General features: G+C 73.0%; 14 protein-coding genes. 8 read left to right on the top strand and 6 right to left on the bottom strand.

Annotation, left to right across the window (positions count from 1 at the left end; all coding sequences use genetic code 11):
- Positions 1-40 precede the first annotated feature (40 nt).
- The 6 genes from dnaB to ppsA form a co-directional block, all read right to left on the bottom strand.
- Positions 41-1,471, bottom strand: coding sequence for a replicative DNA helicase (gene dnaB / locus MOJ79_RS09300; RefSeq protein ID WP_241923899.1), 1,431 nt, complete (start codon positions 1,469-1,471; stop codon positions 41-43).
- Between the two features lie 157 nt (positions 1,472-1,628).
- Positions 1,629-2,081 carry a 50S ribosomal protein L9 gene (gene rplI, locus MOJ79_RS09295; protein ID WP_119287367.1) on the bottom strand — a complete coding sequence of 151 codons (453 nt, stop codon included), beginning with the start codon at positions 2,079-2,081 and terminating at the stop codon, positions 1,629-1,631.
- Positions 2,082-2,094: 13 nt separating this feature from the next.
- Positions 2,095-2,385: a 30S ribosomal protein S18 gene (rpsR, locus tag MOJ79_RS09290; RefSeq protein ID WP_119287370.1), complete on the bottom strand. Its 291-nt coding sequence runs from the start codon at positions 2,383-2,385 to the stop codon at positions 2,095-2,097.
- A 54-nt stretch (positions 2,386-2,439) separates the two neighbouring features.
- Positions 2,440-2,730: a primosomal replication protein N gene (priB, locus tag MOJ79_RS09285; RefSeq protein ID WP_241923898.1), complete on the bottom strand. Its 291-nt coding sequence runs from the start codon at positions 2,728-2,730 to the stop codon at positions 2,440-2,442.
- Positions 2,731-2,752: 22 nt separating this feature from the next.
- The gene (gene rpsF / locus MOJ79_RS09280) at positions 2,753-3,115 is read right to left on the bottom strand and encodes a 30S ribosomal protein S6 (RefSeq protein ID WP_119287374.1); all 363 of its coding nucleotides are present in this window, start codon (positions 3,113-3,115) and stop codon (positions 2,753-2,755) included.
- Positions 3,116-3,300: 185 nt separating this feature from the next.
- Positions 3,301-5,700, bottom strand: coding sequence for a phosphoenolpyruvate synthase (gene ppsA / locus MOJ79_RS09275; RefSeq protein ID WP_241923897.1), 2,400 nt, complete (start codon positions 5,698-5,700; stop codon positions 3,301-3,303).
- Between the two features lie 195 nt (positions 5,701-5,895).
- Between ppsA and ppsR the strand changes: the two genes are divergently transcribed.
- From ppsR to MOJ79_RS09235, 8 genes are read left to right on the top strand one after another with little or no spacing between them, the layout of a single operon-like run.
- Entirely contained in the window at positions 5,896-6,720 is an 825-nt protein-coding gene (ppsR, locus tag MOJ79_RS09270) for a posphoenolpyruvate synthetase regulatory kinase/phosphorylase PpsR (protein WP_119287378.1), read from the top strand.
- 25 nt (positions 6,721-6,745) lie between these two features.
- The gene (gene aat, locus MOJ79_RS09265; RefSeq protein WP_241923896.1) at positions 6,746-7,531 is read left to right on the top strand and encodes a leucyl/phenylalanyl-tRNA--protein transferase; all 786 of its coding nucleotides are present in this window, start codon (positions 6,746-6,748) and stop codon (positions 7,529-7,531) included.
- On the top strand, positions 7,528-8,265 hold the full coding sequence (locus MOJ79_RS09260) for an arginyltransferase (protein ID WP_241923895.1): 738 nt from the start codon (positions 7,528-7,530) through the stop codon (positions 8,263-8,265). The genes aat and MOJ79_RS09260 overlap by 4 nt, the downstream gene beginning before the upstream one ends.
- Before the next feature lie 45 nt (positions 8,266-8,310).
- Complete coding sequence (locus MOJ79_RS09255) at positions 8,311-9,555, top strand: Bcr/CflA family efflux MFS transporter (RefSeq protein WP_241923894.1); 1,245 nt, start codon at positions 8,311-8,313, stop codon at positions 9,553-9,555.
- Between the two features lie 43 nt (positions 9,556-9,598).
- Complete coding sequence (miaA, locus tag MOJ79_RS09250; RefSeq protein WP_241923893.1) at positions 9,599-10,552, top strand: tRNA (adenosine(37)-N6)-dimethylallyltransferase MiaA; 954 nt, start codon at positions 9,599-9,601, stop codon at positions 10,550-10,552.
- A complete protein-coding gene (locus tag MOJ79_RS09245; protein WP_241923892.1) occupies positions 10,549-11,211 on the top strand; it encodes an ABC transporter ATP-binding protein in 663 nt (220 codons plus the stop codon). The genes miaA and MOJ79_RS09245 overlap by 4 nt, the downstream gene beginning before the upstream one ends.
- A complete protein-coding gene (locus MOJ79_RS09240) occupies positions 11,208-13,772 on the top strand; it encodes an FtsX-like permease family protein (protein ID WP_241923891.1) in 2,565 nt (854 codons plus the stop codon). The genes MOJ79_RS09245 and MOJ79_RS09240 overlap by 4 nt, the downstream gene beginning before the upstream one ends.
- Positions 13,772-14,887: a lipocalin-like domain-containing protein gene (locus tag MOJ79_RS09235; protein ID WP_241923890.1), complete on the top strand. Its 1,116-nt coding sequence runs from the start codon at positions 13,772-13,774 to the stop codon at positions 14,885-14,887. Before MOJ79_RS09240 ends, MOJ79_RS09235 begins: the two co-directional genes overlap by 1 nt.
- Positions 14,888-14,932 lie beyond the last annotated feature (45 nt).

Genomic DNA, 14,932 nt, shown 5'->3' with positions numbered 1-14,932 from the left:
TTGGTGTCCGCTCGGGAGCAGGCGCCCAGCGCAGGCCTGATCAGTAGCCCGCCTCCCCATGCCCCGGCGCCAGGTTCTCGAACCGCGTCAGCGGCTTCAGGAACGTCAGCTTGACCTCGCCGGTGGGGCCGTTGCGCTGCTTGCCGATGATGATCTCGGCCACGCCCGGCTCCTTGCTGTCCTTGTTGTAGTAGTCGTCGCGGTAGATGAACATGATGACGTCGGCGTCCTGCTCGATCGCGCCGGACTCGCGCAGGTCGCTCATCATCGGGCGCTTGTCGTTGCGCTGCTCGACGCTGCGGTTGAGCTGCGACAGCGCGATCACCGGGCACTGCAGCTCCTTGGCGAGTGCCTTCAGGCCGCGGCTGATCTCGCCGAGTTCGGTGGCGCGGTTCTCGTCGCCGCTGGCGCTGCCGCTCATCAGCTGCAGGTAGTCGACGACGATGAGCCCGAGCCGCCCGCACTGCCGCGCCTGCCGGCGCGCGCGTGCGCGCAGCTCGGCCGGGTTCAGCGCCGGTGTCTCGTCGATGAACACCGCGGCCTTGCTGAGCTTGTCGACGGCCTCGGTCAGCCGCGTCCACTCGTCGTCGCGCAGCGCGCCGGTGCGCAGGTGCTGTTGGTCGATGCGCCCGAGCGAGCCCACCAGCCGCAGCGCCAGCTGCGAGGCGCCCATTTCCATCGAGAACACGACCACCGGCAGCCCTTCGTGCACGGCCACGTGCTCGGCGATGTTCAGCGCGAACGCCGTCTTGCCCATCGACGGCCGCGCGGCGAGCACGATCAGGTCGCCCGGCTGCAGACCGGCCGTCTTGCGGTCGAGCTCGTAGAAGCCGGTGCGCACGCCGGTGACTTCCTCGGCGCCGTTCTCGGCCAGTTCGGTGACGCGGTCGATCAGCTGCATCACCAGCTGGTCCATGCTCTGGAAGCCCTGCTTGGTGCGCGAGCCCTCTTCGCCGATCTTGAAGATGCGGCTCTCGGCCTCGTCGAGGATCGTCGAGACGCTGCGCCCCTGCGGATTGAACGCGCTGGTGGCGATCTCTTCGCTGGCTTCGATCAGGCCACGCAGAATCGCGCGCTCGCGCACGATCTCGGCGTAGCGACGCAGGTTCGCGGCGCTGGGCACGCTTTGCGCCAACGCGTTGAGATAGGCCAGCCCGCCGCACTCATCGGCCTTGCCCTGCATCTGCAGCTGCTCGTAGACGGTGATCACGTCGGCCGGCTTGCTGGCGTTGATCAGCGCGCCGATGGCGCCGTAGATCACGCGGTGCTCCCAGCGGTAGAAGTCGGCCTCGCGCAGCAGGTCGGCGGCGCGGTCCCACGCGCCGTTGTCGAGCAGCAGGCCGCCGAGCACGCTCTGCTCGGCCTCGATCGAGTGCGGCGGCACGCGCAGGCGCGCGACCTCGTCGTCGCGGGCGTGGTCGCGCGCCGTCTCGCGGGGGGTCTGGGCGGCGTTCAGGGTGCGTTCGGTCATCGGTTGGTCCTCATCGGCGCATCGTAGGGCATCGCCGCCGCCGCGGCGGTGGACGACGCTGTGCACAACCGGTGCACGGTGGTGGACAAGCGCGGCGCCCCAAACGGCGACGGGCCGGCAAGGCCGGCCCGTCGCGGGGGAGTCGGTGCGATGCGGCTCAGTCGGCCTCGGGGACGACCTGCACCGTGATGTCGACGACGACGTCGTGGTGCACCGCGATCTGCACCGGGAATTCGCCCACCGCCTTCAGCGGGCCGTGCGGCATGCGCACCTGCGCCTTGCGCACCTCCAGCCCCTGGCGGGTCAGCGAGTCGGCGATGTCGGCGTTGGTGACCGAGCCGAACAGGCGGCCGTCGACGCCGGCCTTCTGCGCGATGCGCACGGTCTTGCCGGCGAGCTTCTCGCCCAGCGCCTGCGCCGCGGCGAGCTTGTCGGCGGCGATCTTTTCCAGCTCGGCGCGCTTGGCCTCGAACTCCTTGATCGCCGCTTCGGTGGCGCGGCGCGCCTGCTTGGTCGGGATCAGGTAGTTGCGGGCGTAGCCGTCCTTGACCTTGACGATGTCGCCGAGGTTGCCCAGGTTGGCGACCTTCTCGAGCAGGATGACTTGCATGGGGATCTCCTCGTCAGGCCTTGTGCTGGTCGGTGTACGGCAGCAGCGCAAGGAAGCGCGCGCGCTTGATCGCCGTGCCGAGCTGGCGCTGATAGAACGCGCGCGTGCCCGTCAGGCGCGCGGGCGTGATCTTGCCGTTCTCGCCGATGAAATCGCGCAGCGTGTCGACGTCCTTGTAGTCGATCTCCTCGACGCCCGCGACGGTGAAGCGGCAGAACTTCTTGCGCTTGAACAGCAGCGACTGCTGGCTGCGCTTGGGCTTGCGGTCCTTGCCGAACTTGCCCTTGCCTCGTGATGTGGCCATGACTTTCTCCTGGATGCGTTTGCGAGAGGCCCCGCGCAGCGGGGCCCGTGCGGTTCATTCGATGCCGTCGACCGTGGTGACGTGGAACACGACGCCGCGCCCGTTGCGCGCGCTGGCGAGGAATCCGGCGAATCCGGCCTCGGTGCCCAGCGGCAGCTGCGCGAGCCGCTGCGCCAACTCCCCCAGCGCCACCGCGCGCACCTCGAGCGCGACGCGCCGCGGGTGCCCGGCTTCGGTGACCTGCGACTCGTGCTTCAGGCCCAGGTCGCAGGCCGGCGTGCCGGCGGGGGTGTAGCGCAGCGCCGAGCGCTCGACCAGTTGCGCCTGCAGCAGCAGCCGGTTCATGCGCGCGGCGGCGTGCGCGTCGTCAGGCCGAGGCCTCCTGCTGCGCCTTGCGCGCTTCCTCGCGCTCGACGGCCTTCATCATCACCGACGGCGCCGTCTCGGCCTTGCTCTTGGCCACCGTCAGGTGGCGCAGCACGGCGTCGTTGAAGCGGAAGCCCGTCTCGAGCTCCTCGAGCACGTCCTTGCCGCACTCGATGTTCAGGCACAGGTAGTGCGCCTTCGCGAGCTTCTGGATCTGGTAGGCCAGCTGGCGGCGGCCCCAATCCTCGACGCGGTGCACCTTGCCGCCGCCGTTGGTCACCAGCGACTTGTAGCGTTCCAGCATCGCCGGAACCTGCTCGCTCTGATCCGGATGGATCAGCAGCACGATCTCGTAATGACGCATCAGGTGTTCTCCTCGTGGGTTTCGCCGCCCGGCACCGTGCCGCGCTGGCGCGAAAGCCGCTCCGGTGCGTCACACAGCCGGCGGCGGCAAGGGAAATCTTGTGATTATAGGAGGAAAACAGGGTGGCATCCCACGGGACGCCACCCTGTCCGCGGAGGGGGCTGTCGGGGTGCGCGGCGCTCAGCTCAGCGCACGTGCGCCAGCCGCTTCCAGGTCTCGATGACGCTGTCGGGGTTCAGCGAGATCGAGACGATGCCTTCCTGCGCCAGCCAGTCGGCGAAGTCCGGGTGGTCGCTCGGCCCCTGGCCGCAGATGCCGACGTACTTGCCGGTCGCGCGGCAGGCAGCGATCGCGCGCGAGATCAGCGCCTTGACGGCCGGGTCGCGCTCGTCGAAGTCGTCGGCGAGCTGCTCGAGGCCCGAGTCGCGGTCCAGACCGAGCGTGAGCTGCGTCAGGTCGTTCGAGCCGATCGACATGCCGTCGAAGTACTCGAGGAACTGCTCGGCGAGGATCGCGTTGCTCGGCACCTCGCACATCATGATCAGCCTCAGGCCGTTCTCGCCGCGCCTGAGGCCGCGCTCGGCGAGCATCTCGCCGACACGCTTGGCCTGCTTGAGCGTGCGCACGAACGGCACCATGATCTCGACATTGGTCAGCCCCATGTCGTTGCGCACGCGCTTGAGCGCCTCGCACTCCATCGCGAAGGCATCGCTGAAGTCGGCGTTGATGTAGCGCGACGCGCCGCGGAAGCCCAGCATCGGGTTCTCCTCGTCGGGCTCGTAGCGGCTGCCGCCGATCAGCTTGCGGTACTCGTTGCTCTTGAAGTCGCTCAGCCGCACGATCACCGGCTTGGGCCAGAACGCCGCGGCGATCGTCGCGATGCCCTCGGCGAGCTTGTCGACGTAGAACGCGCGCGGGCTCGCGTGGCCGCGCGCGACCGATTCGACGGCCTTCTTCAGGTCGAGGTCGATGTTCGGGTAGTCGAGGATCGCCTTCGGGTGCACGCCGATGTTGTTGTTGATGATGAACTCGAGCCGCGCCAGGCCCACACCCGAGTTCGGCATCTGCGCGAACTCGAACGCGAGCTGCGGGTTGCCGACATTCATCATGATCTTGACCGGGCAGTACGGCAGCTCCTCGCGCGCGACCTCGGTGACTTCCATCTCGAGCACGCCGTCGTAGACGAACCCGGTGTCGCCCTCGGCGCAGCTCACAGTAACCAGCGCGCCGTCTTGCAGCACGTCGGTCGCGTGGCCGCAGCCGACCACCGCCGGGATGCCGAGCTCGCGCGCAATGATCGCGGCGTGGCAGGTGCGCCCGCCGCGGTTGGTGACGATCGCCGCAGCGCGCTTCATCACCGGCTCCCAGTTCGGGTCGGTCATGTCGGCGACGAGCACGTCACCCGGCTGGACCTTGTCCATCTCGGCCAGGTTGTGCACGACGCGCACCGGCCCGGTGCCGATCTTCTGGCCGATCGCGCGGCCCTCGGCGAGCACGGTGCGGTCCTTGCCGGCCTTGAGCTTGTAGCGGTGCTCGACCTTGGCCTGGCTCTTCACCGTCTCGGGCCGCGCCTGCAGGATGTAGAGCTTGCCGTCGACGCCGTCCTTGCCCCACTCGATGTCCATCGGGCGGCCGTAGTGCTGCTCGATGATCAGCGCGTAGCGGGCGAGCTCGATCACGTCGGCGTCCGACAGGCTGTAGCGGTTGCGCTGCTCGGGCGGCGTGTCGACGGTCTTGACCAGCTTGCCGGTGGCTGCCTTCTCCTCGGGCGTCGAGAACACCATGCGGATCAGCTTGCTGCCGAGGTTGCGGCGGATGATGGGGTACTTGCCAGCCTTCAGCGCGGGCTTGTGGACGTAGAACTCGTCGGGGTTGACGGCGCCCTGCACCACGGTCTCGCCGAGCCCGTAGCTGGCGGTGATGAAGACGACGTCCTGGAAGCCGCTCTCGGTGTCGATCGTGAACATCACGCCGGCGGCGCCCTGGTCGGAGCGCACCATGCGCTGCACGCCGGCCGACAGCGCGACGTCGGAGTGCGCGAAGCCCTTGTGCACGCGGTAGGCGATCGCGCGGTCGTTGTACAGCGACGCGAAGACCTCCTTCATCTTGTGCAGCACGTCGTCGATGCCGACGACGTTGAGGAAGGTCTCCTGCTGGCCGGCGAACGACGCGTCGGGCAGGTCCTCGGCGGTGGCCGACGAGCGCACCGCGAACGACGCCTGCGGGTCGCCGGCCGCGAGGCGCTCGAACTCGGCGCGCACCGCGGCCTCGAGCTCGGGCGGGAACGGCGCGTCGACGACCCACTGGCGGATCTCGGCGCCGGCCTCGGCGAGCGCGCGCACGTCGTCGACGTTCAGGCTCGCCAGCCGCTGGTGGATCTTGGCCGTCAGCCCGCTTTGCTGCAGGAACTGCCGGAACGCGTGCGCGGTCGTCGCGAAGCCGCCGGGCACCCGAACGCCCGAGGCGGCCAGTTGGCTGATCATTTCGCCGAGCGAGGCGTTCTTGCCGCCCACCGACTCGACGTCGGTCATTCTCAGCTGTTCGAACGGGACGACCAGGGCGGTCGCCAGTGAGGTCGATGACATGGGAAGACTCCGTGATGACGAGAAACCGGGGCCATCGACCGGCCAGCGCGCGCCGCCGCCACCGTCGGGTGGAGTTGGAGTGATGCGGGGTGGGGGGCCATGCGCGCTTCGACGGCGTTTGTGACGATTCTAAGAAGGATTGCCTATGATGGGCGCGCTTCCTCCCCGGCCGTCGCCCCCGACCCACCCGTTCAGATGCCCAACCGCAGCGTCTTCTACGTCTCCGACGGCACCGGCATCACCGCCGAGACCTTCGGCAACTCGATCCTGGCGCAGTTCCCGATCAAGCCGCGCCACATCCGCCGCCCGTTCATCGACACCGTCGACAAGGCGTGGCAGGTGCGCCGCGAGATCAACGAGGCGGCCGAGCGCGAGGGCAAGCGCCCGATCGTGTTCATCACGCTGGTCGAGGACGAGATCCGCGCCGTGCTCGACCACCCCGACTGCAAGGGGCTGGTGATGGACATGTTCCGCACCTTCGTCGAGCCGCTGGAGGCCGAACTGCAGGTCAAGTCGAACCACCGCATCGGGCGCTTCTCCGACGTCGCCAAGAGCGAGCAGTACCACGAGCGCATCGAGGCGATCAACTTTGCGCTGCAGCACGACGACGGCCAGTCGGCGCGCAGCCTCGACGAATCCGACGTGATCCTGATCGGCGTCAGCCGCAGCGGCAAGACGCCGACGTCGCTGTACCTGGCGATGCAGCACGGCATCAAGGCGGCCAACTACCCGCTGATCCCCGACGACTTCGAGCGCGGTCAGCTCCCGGCCACGCTGGCCCCGTTCAAGCGCAAGTGCTTCGGTCTGACGATCGACCCCGAGCGCCTGGCGCAGATCCGCCACGAGCGCCGGCCGAACAGCAAGTACGCGTCGATCGAGAACTGCCGCTACGAGGTGCGCGCCGCCGAGGCGATGATGAAGCGCGAGGGCATCGCGTGGCTGAGCTCGACGCACAAGTCGATCGAGGAGATCGCCACGACGATCCTGCGCGACATCCGCCCGGACCGCCTGATCTACTGACGCCGCCTGCGAGGGGTCTGCCACCGTGCGCGCCTCCCCGGTGCCTTGGCTCGACGACGACGCGCAGCCGCTGCCGCCGACGTCGCAGGCGCTCGGCCCCGGCAGCCTCGCGCCGGGGCTGCTGGCCGCCGGCGGGCGGCTGACGCTGGCGCGGCTGCGCGAGGCCTACGCGCACGGCGTGTTCCCGTGGTTCTCGCCCGGCCAGCCGCCGCTGTGGTGGGCGCCCGACCCGCGCATGGTGCTGCCGGTGGACGAGTTCCGCCTCAGCCGCTCGCTGAAGAAGACGCTGCGCCGCTTCATTGCCGACCCGGCGTGCGAAGTGCGCATCGACAGCGCGTTCGACGACGTCATCGACGCCTGCGCGCACGTGCCGCGCGCCGGCCAGGACGGCACCTGGATCGTGCCCGAGATGATCGCGGCCTACACCGACTGGCACGCCGAGGGCGAGGTGCACAGCGTCGAGTGCTGGATCGACGGCCGGCTGGCCGGCGGGCTGTACGGCGTCGCGCTCGGGCGCATGTTCTTCGGCGAGTCGATGTTCGCGCACCGCACCGATGCGTCGAAGATCGCGCTGGCGGCGCTGGTGGCGTTCTGCCGCGCGAACGCGATCCCTTGGATCGACTGCCAGCAGAACACGACGCACCTGGCGTCGTTCGGCGCGCGCGAGGTCTCGCGCGCCGAGTTCGAGCGCCACCTGGCGCTCACCCTCGGGGCCGCGCCGGTCGCCGACTGGACCTATCATCGCTCGACCTGGGCGCAGCTCGGGCTCGACGCCGGCCCGCCCTGCCCGCACCCCGACACCGACGCGTGACGTACCCGAAAGAGCTCCCGCTCGCCTCGCTGCAGTTCTACGCCACGGCGCCCTACCCGTGCAGCTACCTGCCGGGCCGGCTCGCGCGCTCGCAGGTCGCCACGCCGAGCCACCTGATCCACGCCGACGCGTACTCGGGGCTGGTGGCCGCCGGGTTCCGCCGCTCGGGGCTGTTCACCTACCGCCCGTACTGCGACGGCTGCCGCGCCTGCGTGCCGCTGCGCATCCCGGTCGAGCGCTTCGCGCCCAGCCGCAGCCAGCGCCGCGCCGCGAAGGCGCACGCGAACCTGAAGGCGCGCGTGCTGCGGCTGTGCTTCGTGCCCGAGCACTACCAGCTGTACCTGCGCTACCAGAGCGGTCGCCACGCCGGCGGCGGCATGGACCACGACAGCGTCGACCAGTACACCCAGTTCCTGCTGCAAAGCCGCGTCAACTCGCGGCTCGTCGAGTTCCGCGAACCGGCCGCCGACGGCCAGCCCGGCGCGCTGAAGATGGTCGCGATCCTCGACATCCTCAACGACGGGCTGTCGGCGGTCTACACGTTCTACGAACCCGAGCCCGGTGCCAGCTATGGCACCTACGGCGTGCTGTGGCAGATCGCACAGACGCGCCAGCTCAAGCTGCCATACGTCTACCTCGGCTACTGGATCGCCGACAGCGCGAAGATGGCCTACAAGTCGCAGTTCCGCCCGCACGAGGTGCTCGTCGACGGGCGCTGGAGCCTGCGCGACTGACCCTTCGACGCCGGGCGCGCGCCGCGCCCTGCTACCCTGCCGGCCATGTCTGCGCCTCCAGCTGCCGCCGCGGCGCCCGCCGCCCTCGTCGCACCGCACATCGTCGCGCTGTCGCTCGCGCTGCTGCTGGGGCTGCAGCCGGTCACGACCGACCTGTACCTGCCCGCGCTGCCGCTGCTGGCGGCCGACCTCGCCGCGCCGATGAGCGCGACGCAGCTGACGATGTCGGCGCTGATCCTCGCCTTCGGCCTCGCGCAGCTGGTCTGGGGCCCGGTGGCCGACCGCTGGGGCCGCCGGCCGGTGCTGCTGGGCAGCCTCGCGCTGTTCGTGCTGGCCAGCGTCGGCGCCGCGCTCGCGCCGTCGATCGGCGTGCTCGTGGGCTGGCGCGTCGCGCAGGGCGCGACGATGGCCGCCGCGGTGGTGTGTGCGCGCGCGATGGTGCGCGACCTGTACGAGCCGCACCAGGGCACGCACGTGATGTCCAAGGGGCTGTCGGGGCTCGGGCTGATCGCGCTGTCGAGCCCCGTGCTCGGCGGCGTGCTCGCCGCGGCCAGCGGCTGGCGCGCGGCGCTGGCGGCCGTCGCGGCGATCGGGCTGGCCACGCTCGTCTTCGTCTGGCGCGCGCTGCCCGAGACGAACACGCGGCGCAACCCGCAGGCCACGCGCGTCGGGCCGCTGGCGCGCACCGCCGCCGGCGTGCTGCGCCACCCGACCTTCGTCGCGTGGGCCGTGCTCACCTCGTGCACCTACGGCGGGCTGTTCACGATCCTCGCGTCGTCGTCGTTCGTCTACATCCGCGTGCTCGGTCTGAGCCCGGCGGCGTACGGCGTCGCGCTCGGCGCCGGTTCTGTCGCCTACATGGCGGGCACCTTCGCATGCCGGCACTGGCTGCCGCGCCACGGGCTGACCGGCACGGTGCGCCGCGGCGCGCTGTTCTCGCTGGCCGGCGGGCTGGGGCTGAGCGCGGTGGCCTGGGCCGACGCGGCGACGGTGTGGGCCGTCCTCGTGCCGCACTGCCTGTTCACGTTCGCGCACGGCATCCACCAGCCCTGCGGCCAGACCGGCGCCGTCGGCCCGTTCCCGCACGCGGCCGGCGTCGCGTCGGCGCTGGCCGGCTTCGTGCTCGCGGTCACCGCGTTCGCGGTGGGGCTGTGGCTCGGCGTCGCGATCGACGACACCGTGTGCCCGATGGCCTACACGGTGGGCTTCTGGTCTGCCGCGACCGCGCTCGTCGCGTGGACGCTGGTGCAGCGCCACGGCGTGCCGCGCGGCGCGCTGAAAGCGGCATGAGCACGCCGCGCCCGTGGCGCGCCGAAGGCCGCATGACGCCGGCATGACGCGGCCGCGCTGGGTCGGCATCGCCGGGCCGACGGCGTCGGGCAAGAGCGCGCTCGCGCTCGAGATCGCCGCCACGTGGCACCGCCCGGTCGAGATCGTCAGCGTCGACTCGGCGCTCGTCTACCGCGGCATGGACGTCGGCACCGCCAAGCCCTCCGCAGCCGAGCGCGCCGCGGTGCCGCACCACCTGATCGACATCCTCGACCCGGCGCAGCCGTACTCGGCCGCGCAGTTCGCCGCCGACGCGACGCGGCTGATCGGCGAGATCGCCGCGCGCGGCGCGCTGCCGCTGTTGGTCGGCGGCACGATGCTGTACTTCAAGGCGCTCGTCGACGGCCTCGACGAGATCCCCGCCGCCGACGCCGCGATCCGCGCCGCGCTCGACGCCGAGGCGGCCGCGCGCGGCTGGCCGGCGCTGCACGCCGAGCTCGTGCGCGTCGACCCGCCGACCGCGGCGCGGCTGGCACCGAACGACGCGCAGCGCATCCAGCGCGCGCTCGAGGTCTGGCGCGCGACCGGCCGGCCGCTGTCGAGCTACCACCGGCGCACCGCGAACGCGACGCCCGACGTCGCGCTGATCGCGCTCGAGCCGGCCTCGCGCGCGTGGCTGCACGAGCGCATCGCGCGGCGCTTCGCGGCGATGCTCGACGCCGGACTGCTCGACGAGGTGCGGCGCCTGCGCGCGCGCGGCGACCTGCACCTGGGGCTGCCGTCGATGCGCTGCGTCGGCTACCGGCAGGCGTGGCAGGCGCTCGACGAGGGCCTGGCCGGCGACGCGCTGCGCCAGCGCGTGCTCGACACCGGCGTCGCCGCGACGCGCCAGCTGGCCAAGCGCCAGCTCACGTGGCTGCGCGGCATGCCGTGGCGGCGCGTCGTCGCCTGCGACGCGGCCACTGCGGCGGCCGACCTGCGCGCCGCGCTGCAGCGCGCCGAGGACGAACGCCGATGAGCGTGCCGCCGGTGCTCGACGTGCGGGGGCTGGCCAAGACCTACGGCGAGGCCGCCGTGTTCGAGGGCGTCGACCTGCGGCTCGCGCCCGGCGAGTTCGTCGCGCTGCTCGGCGAGTCGGGCGTCGGCAAGTCGACGCTGCTCAACTGCATCGCCGGGCTCGACGCGCCGGCGCGCGGGCGCGTCGTCGTCGACGGCGTCGACGTCACCGCGCTGCCCGAGCCGGCACAGGCCGCGTGGCGCCGCGCCGCGGTGGGCTTCGTGTTCCAGGCCTTCCACGTGCTGCCGCACCTGACGGTGGGCGACAACGTCGCGCTGCCGCTGCTGCTGCTCGGCCGCCGCGACCCGGCGCGCGTCGCGCAGATGCTGGCCACCGTCGGGCTCGCCGGCTTCGAGCCGCGGCTGCCGCGCACGCTGTCGGGCGGGCAGCTGCAGCGCGTCGCGATCGCGCGCGCGCTGGTGCACGCACCGCGGCTGCTGCTGGCCGACGAGCCCACCGGCAACCTCGACCCGGCCACCGCCGAGCGCATCGTCGAGCTGCTCGCGCAGCAGGTGCGCGCCGCGGGCACCGCGGCGCTGATGGTCACGCACTCGGCGCACGCCGCCGCGCATGCGGACCGCGTGCTGCGGCTGACGGCCACCGGGATCGTGCCGGCATGAGCGGAAGCAGCGCTGTGCGCGGCACCCGCACGGCAGCGCCGGCGCCGCTGCCCGCACTGCTCGCGACGCTGAGCGCGCCCGAGTGGCGCCACCACCCGTGGCGGCAGGCCGCCGCGGTGCTCGCGGTGCTGCTCGGCGTCGCGCTCGCGTTCTCGGTGCACCTGATCAACACGTCGGCGCTTTCGGAGTTCTCGGCCGCGGTGCGCGCGGCCAACGGCGAGCCCGACCTGAGCCTGCGTGCCGCGCAGCCCGGCGGCTTCGACGACGCGCTGTACGAGCGCGTGGCCGCCGCGCCCGGCGTGCGCGTCGCGAGCCCCGTCGTCGAGTCGCAGGCGCAGGCCTTCGACCGCGCCGGCGAGCGCGTCGCGCTGAAGGTCGTCGGCGTCGACGCGCTCGTCGTCGCGGGCGTCGCACCGGGGCTGTGGCCGCGCGTGGCCGACGGCGAAGGCCGCACCGCGTTCCTCGCGCCCGACGCCGTGTTCCTCAACGCCGCCGCGCAGCAACGCCTGGGCCTGCACAGCGGCGAGACGCTCGCGCTGCAGTTCGGCCTCGGCCGCGTCGCGCTGCGCGTGGCAGGCACGGTGGCCGCCGGCGGCCCGCCGCTGGCCGTGCTCGACGTCGCCGCCGCACAGCAGCAGCTCGGCTTCGAGGGGCGGCTGTCGCGCCTCGACCTGCGGCTCGAGCCCGGCGCCGACGCTGCGGCGCTCGTGCGCGCGCTCGCGCTGCCGGCCGACGTCGTCGCGGCGTCGAGCGACGACGCGACGCAGCGCGTGTCGAACCTGTCGCGTGCGTACCGCGTGAACCTCACCGTGCTCGCGCTGGTGGCGCTGTTCGTCGGCGCGTTCCTCGTGTTCTCGGTGCTCGCGCTGTCGGTTGCGCAGCGCACGCCGCAGCTCGCGCTGCTCGGCGTGCTCGGGCTGGGGGCGCGCGAGCGGCGCCGCCTCGTGCTCGCCGAGTCGGCGCTGGTTGGCGTGCTCGGCAGCGCACTCGGGCTGGCAGTGGGCACCGCGCTGGCGGCGCTGGCGCTGCGCTGGCTGGCCGGCGACCTCGGCGGCGGCTACTTCCCCGGCATCGCACCGCAGCTGCAGTTCTCGTGGCCGGCGGCGGCCATCTTTGGGGTGCTCGGCGTCGTCGCCGCGCTGGCCGGCGGCTGGCTGCCGGCGTGGCAGGCGCAGGCGCTGGCGCCGGCGCAGGCGCTCAAGGGGCTGGGCGGCACCGCCGGGCCGGCGGCACCGGCGTGGCTCGGGCCGGTGCTGCTCGCGTGCGGCGCCGCGCTGGCGCTGCTGCCGCCGTGGCGGGGGCTGCCGATCGCGGCCTACGTCTCGGTCGCGGTGCTGCTGCTGGGCGGCATCGCGTGCGTGCCGGCGGCGGTGGGGCTCGTGCTCGCGCGCTGGCACCCGCGCACGCAGCCGCTGGCGCTGCTGGCCGTCGAGCGCGCGCGCCACGAGCGGCAGGCCGCGACGATCGCGGTGGCCGGCGTCGTCGCGAGCCTGAGCCTGGCCGTCGCGCTGACGGTGATGGTCGCGAGCTTCCGCGACGGCGTCGCGCGCTGGCTCGACACCGTGCTGCCGGCCGACCTCTATGCGCGCAGCGCCACCACGAGCGCGGCCGCCGACACGGCGTTCCTGCCGCCCGGCTTCGTCGATGCGGTGGCCGCACTGCCCGGCGTCGCGCGCGTCGAGGCCACGCGGCAGCGCGCGCTGCAGCTCGACGCGCAGCGCCCGGCGGTGACGCTGCTCGTGCGCCCGCTGGCCGACCCCGCGCGCGCGCTGCCGCTCGTCGACGCCCCGGTGCCGGCACGCACCGCGCTGCCCGGCGCGTGGGTCAGCGAGGCGATGGTCGCGCTGTACGACGCGCGGCCCGGTACGACGCTCGCGCTGCCGATCGGCCCCGCCGGCGAGGCGGTGGCGTTCGAGGTGCGCGGCGTGTGGCGCGACTATGCGCGCCAGTTCGGCGCCGTCACGGTGGCCGAGGCCGACTACCAGCGCGTGAGCGGCGACACGCGGCGCAACGACCTCGCGCTGTGGCTCGCGCCGGGCACCGACGCGGCCCAGGTGATCGCCGCGATCCGCGCGCTCGCACCCGACGCCGCGGCGCTCGACTTCGCGCAGCCGGGCGAGATCCGCGCGGTGTCGCTGCGCATCTTCGACCGCAGCTTCGCCGTCACGTACTACCTGCAGGCGGTCGCGATCGGCATCGGGCTGTTCGGCGTCGCCGCGAGCTTCTCGGCGCAGGTGCTGGCGCGCCGGCGCGAGTTCGGGCTGCTCGTGCACCTGGGGCTCACGCGGCGGCAGATCGTCGGCGTCGTCGCCGGCGAGGGGCTGGCGTGGACCGCGGCGGGCGCGCTGGTCGGGCTCGCGCTCGGCCTCGCGGTGGCGGTCGTGCTGGTGAAGGTCGTCAACCCGCAGAGCTTCCACTGGACGATGGAGCTGCTGCTGCCGTGGGCGCGGCTGGCCGCACTCGTCGCGGCGGTGGGCGCCGCCGGCGGCGTCACGGCGGCGCTGAGCGCCCGCGCCGCGGCCGGGCGCGACGCGGTGCTCGCCGTCAAGGAGGACTGGTGATGCGACGGCGCGCGCTGCTGCTCGCGCTGCCGGCCGGCGCGCTCGGCCCGGTGGCTGCGCGCGCGGCGCCGGCCGTGCCGCGCGTCGAGCGCCGTGCGCTGGTGTTCCCGCGCGACTTCGGCGCGCACCCCGAATTCCGCACCGAGTGGTGGTACGCCACCGGGCAGCTCGACGCCGAGGGTGGCACGGCGCCGTTCGGCTTCCAGCTCACCTTTTTCCGCTCGCGTGCCGACGACGCCGGCCGCTGGGCCGGCAGCACGAGCCGCTTCGCGCCGCGGCAGCTGCTGTTCGCGCACGCCGCCGTCACCGACCTCGGCGCCGGCCGGCTGCGCCACGCACAGCGCATCGCGCGCTGGTCGGGCGACCCCGCGGCACGGCCGGCCGCGGCGGCGCTGGACGACACGCGCGTGCAACTGGGCGACTGGCGGCTGCAGCGCACGGACGGCGGCCCGGCCGGCCGCTATCGCGCGCGCCTGGGCGACGCCGACGCCGGCTTCGCGTTCGAGCTCGAGCTGGCCAGCACGCAGCCGCTGCTGCTGCAGGGCGACGCCGGCTTCAGCCGCAAGGGGCCGCAGCCCGAGCAGGCCAGCCACTACTACAGCCAGCCGCAGCTGGCCGTCACCGGCACGCTGCGGCTCGACGGGACACGGCGCGCCGTGCGCGGGCGCGCCTGGCTCGACCACGAATGGAGCGAGACGCTGCTGCACCCCGAGGCGGTCGGCTGGGACTGGATCGGCATGAACCTCGACGACGGCGGCGCGCTGACCGCGCTCCAGCTGCGCCGCGCCGACGGCAGCGCCGTCTGGGCTGGGGGCAGCTTCCGCGCGCCGGGCGGCGCGGTGCGCGACTTCGCGCGCGACGCGGTGCACTTCACGCCCGGGCGCACGTGGACGAGCGCCGCGTCGCAGGCGCGCTACCCGGTGCAGTGGCATATCGACACGCCCGCCGGGCGCTTCGAGGTCGTCCCGCGGCTCGACGCGCAGGAGCTCGACAGCCGCGGCTCGACCGGCGCGATCTACTGGGAGGGCCTGAGCGAGCTGCGCGACGCGACGGGCCGCCGCGTGGGTGCCGGCTACCTCGAGATGACCGGCTACGCCGGCCGGCTGCAGCTGTAGCGCGACGCCCCGCTCGGCGAGGGGCGCCGCCTGAGCGACACTCGC

It is taken from the genome of Calidifontimicrobium sp. SYSU G02091 (assembly GCF_022631395.1).
Taxonomy (GTDB): domain Bacteria; phylum Pseudomonadota; class Gammaproteobacteria; order Burkholderiales; family Burkholderiaceae_C; genus Calidifontimicrobium; species Calidifontimicrobium sediminis.
This window is presented reverse-complemented; position numbering and strand designations above follow the sequence as displayed.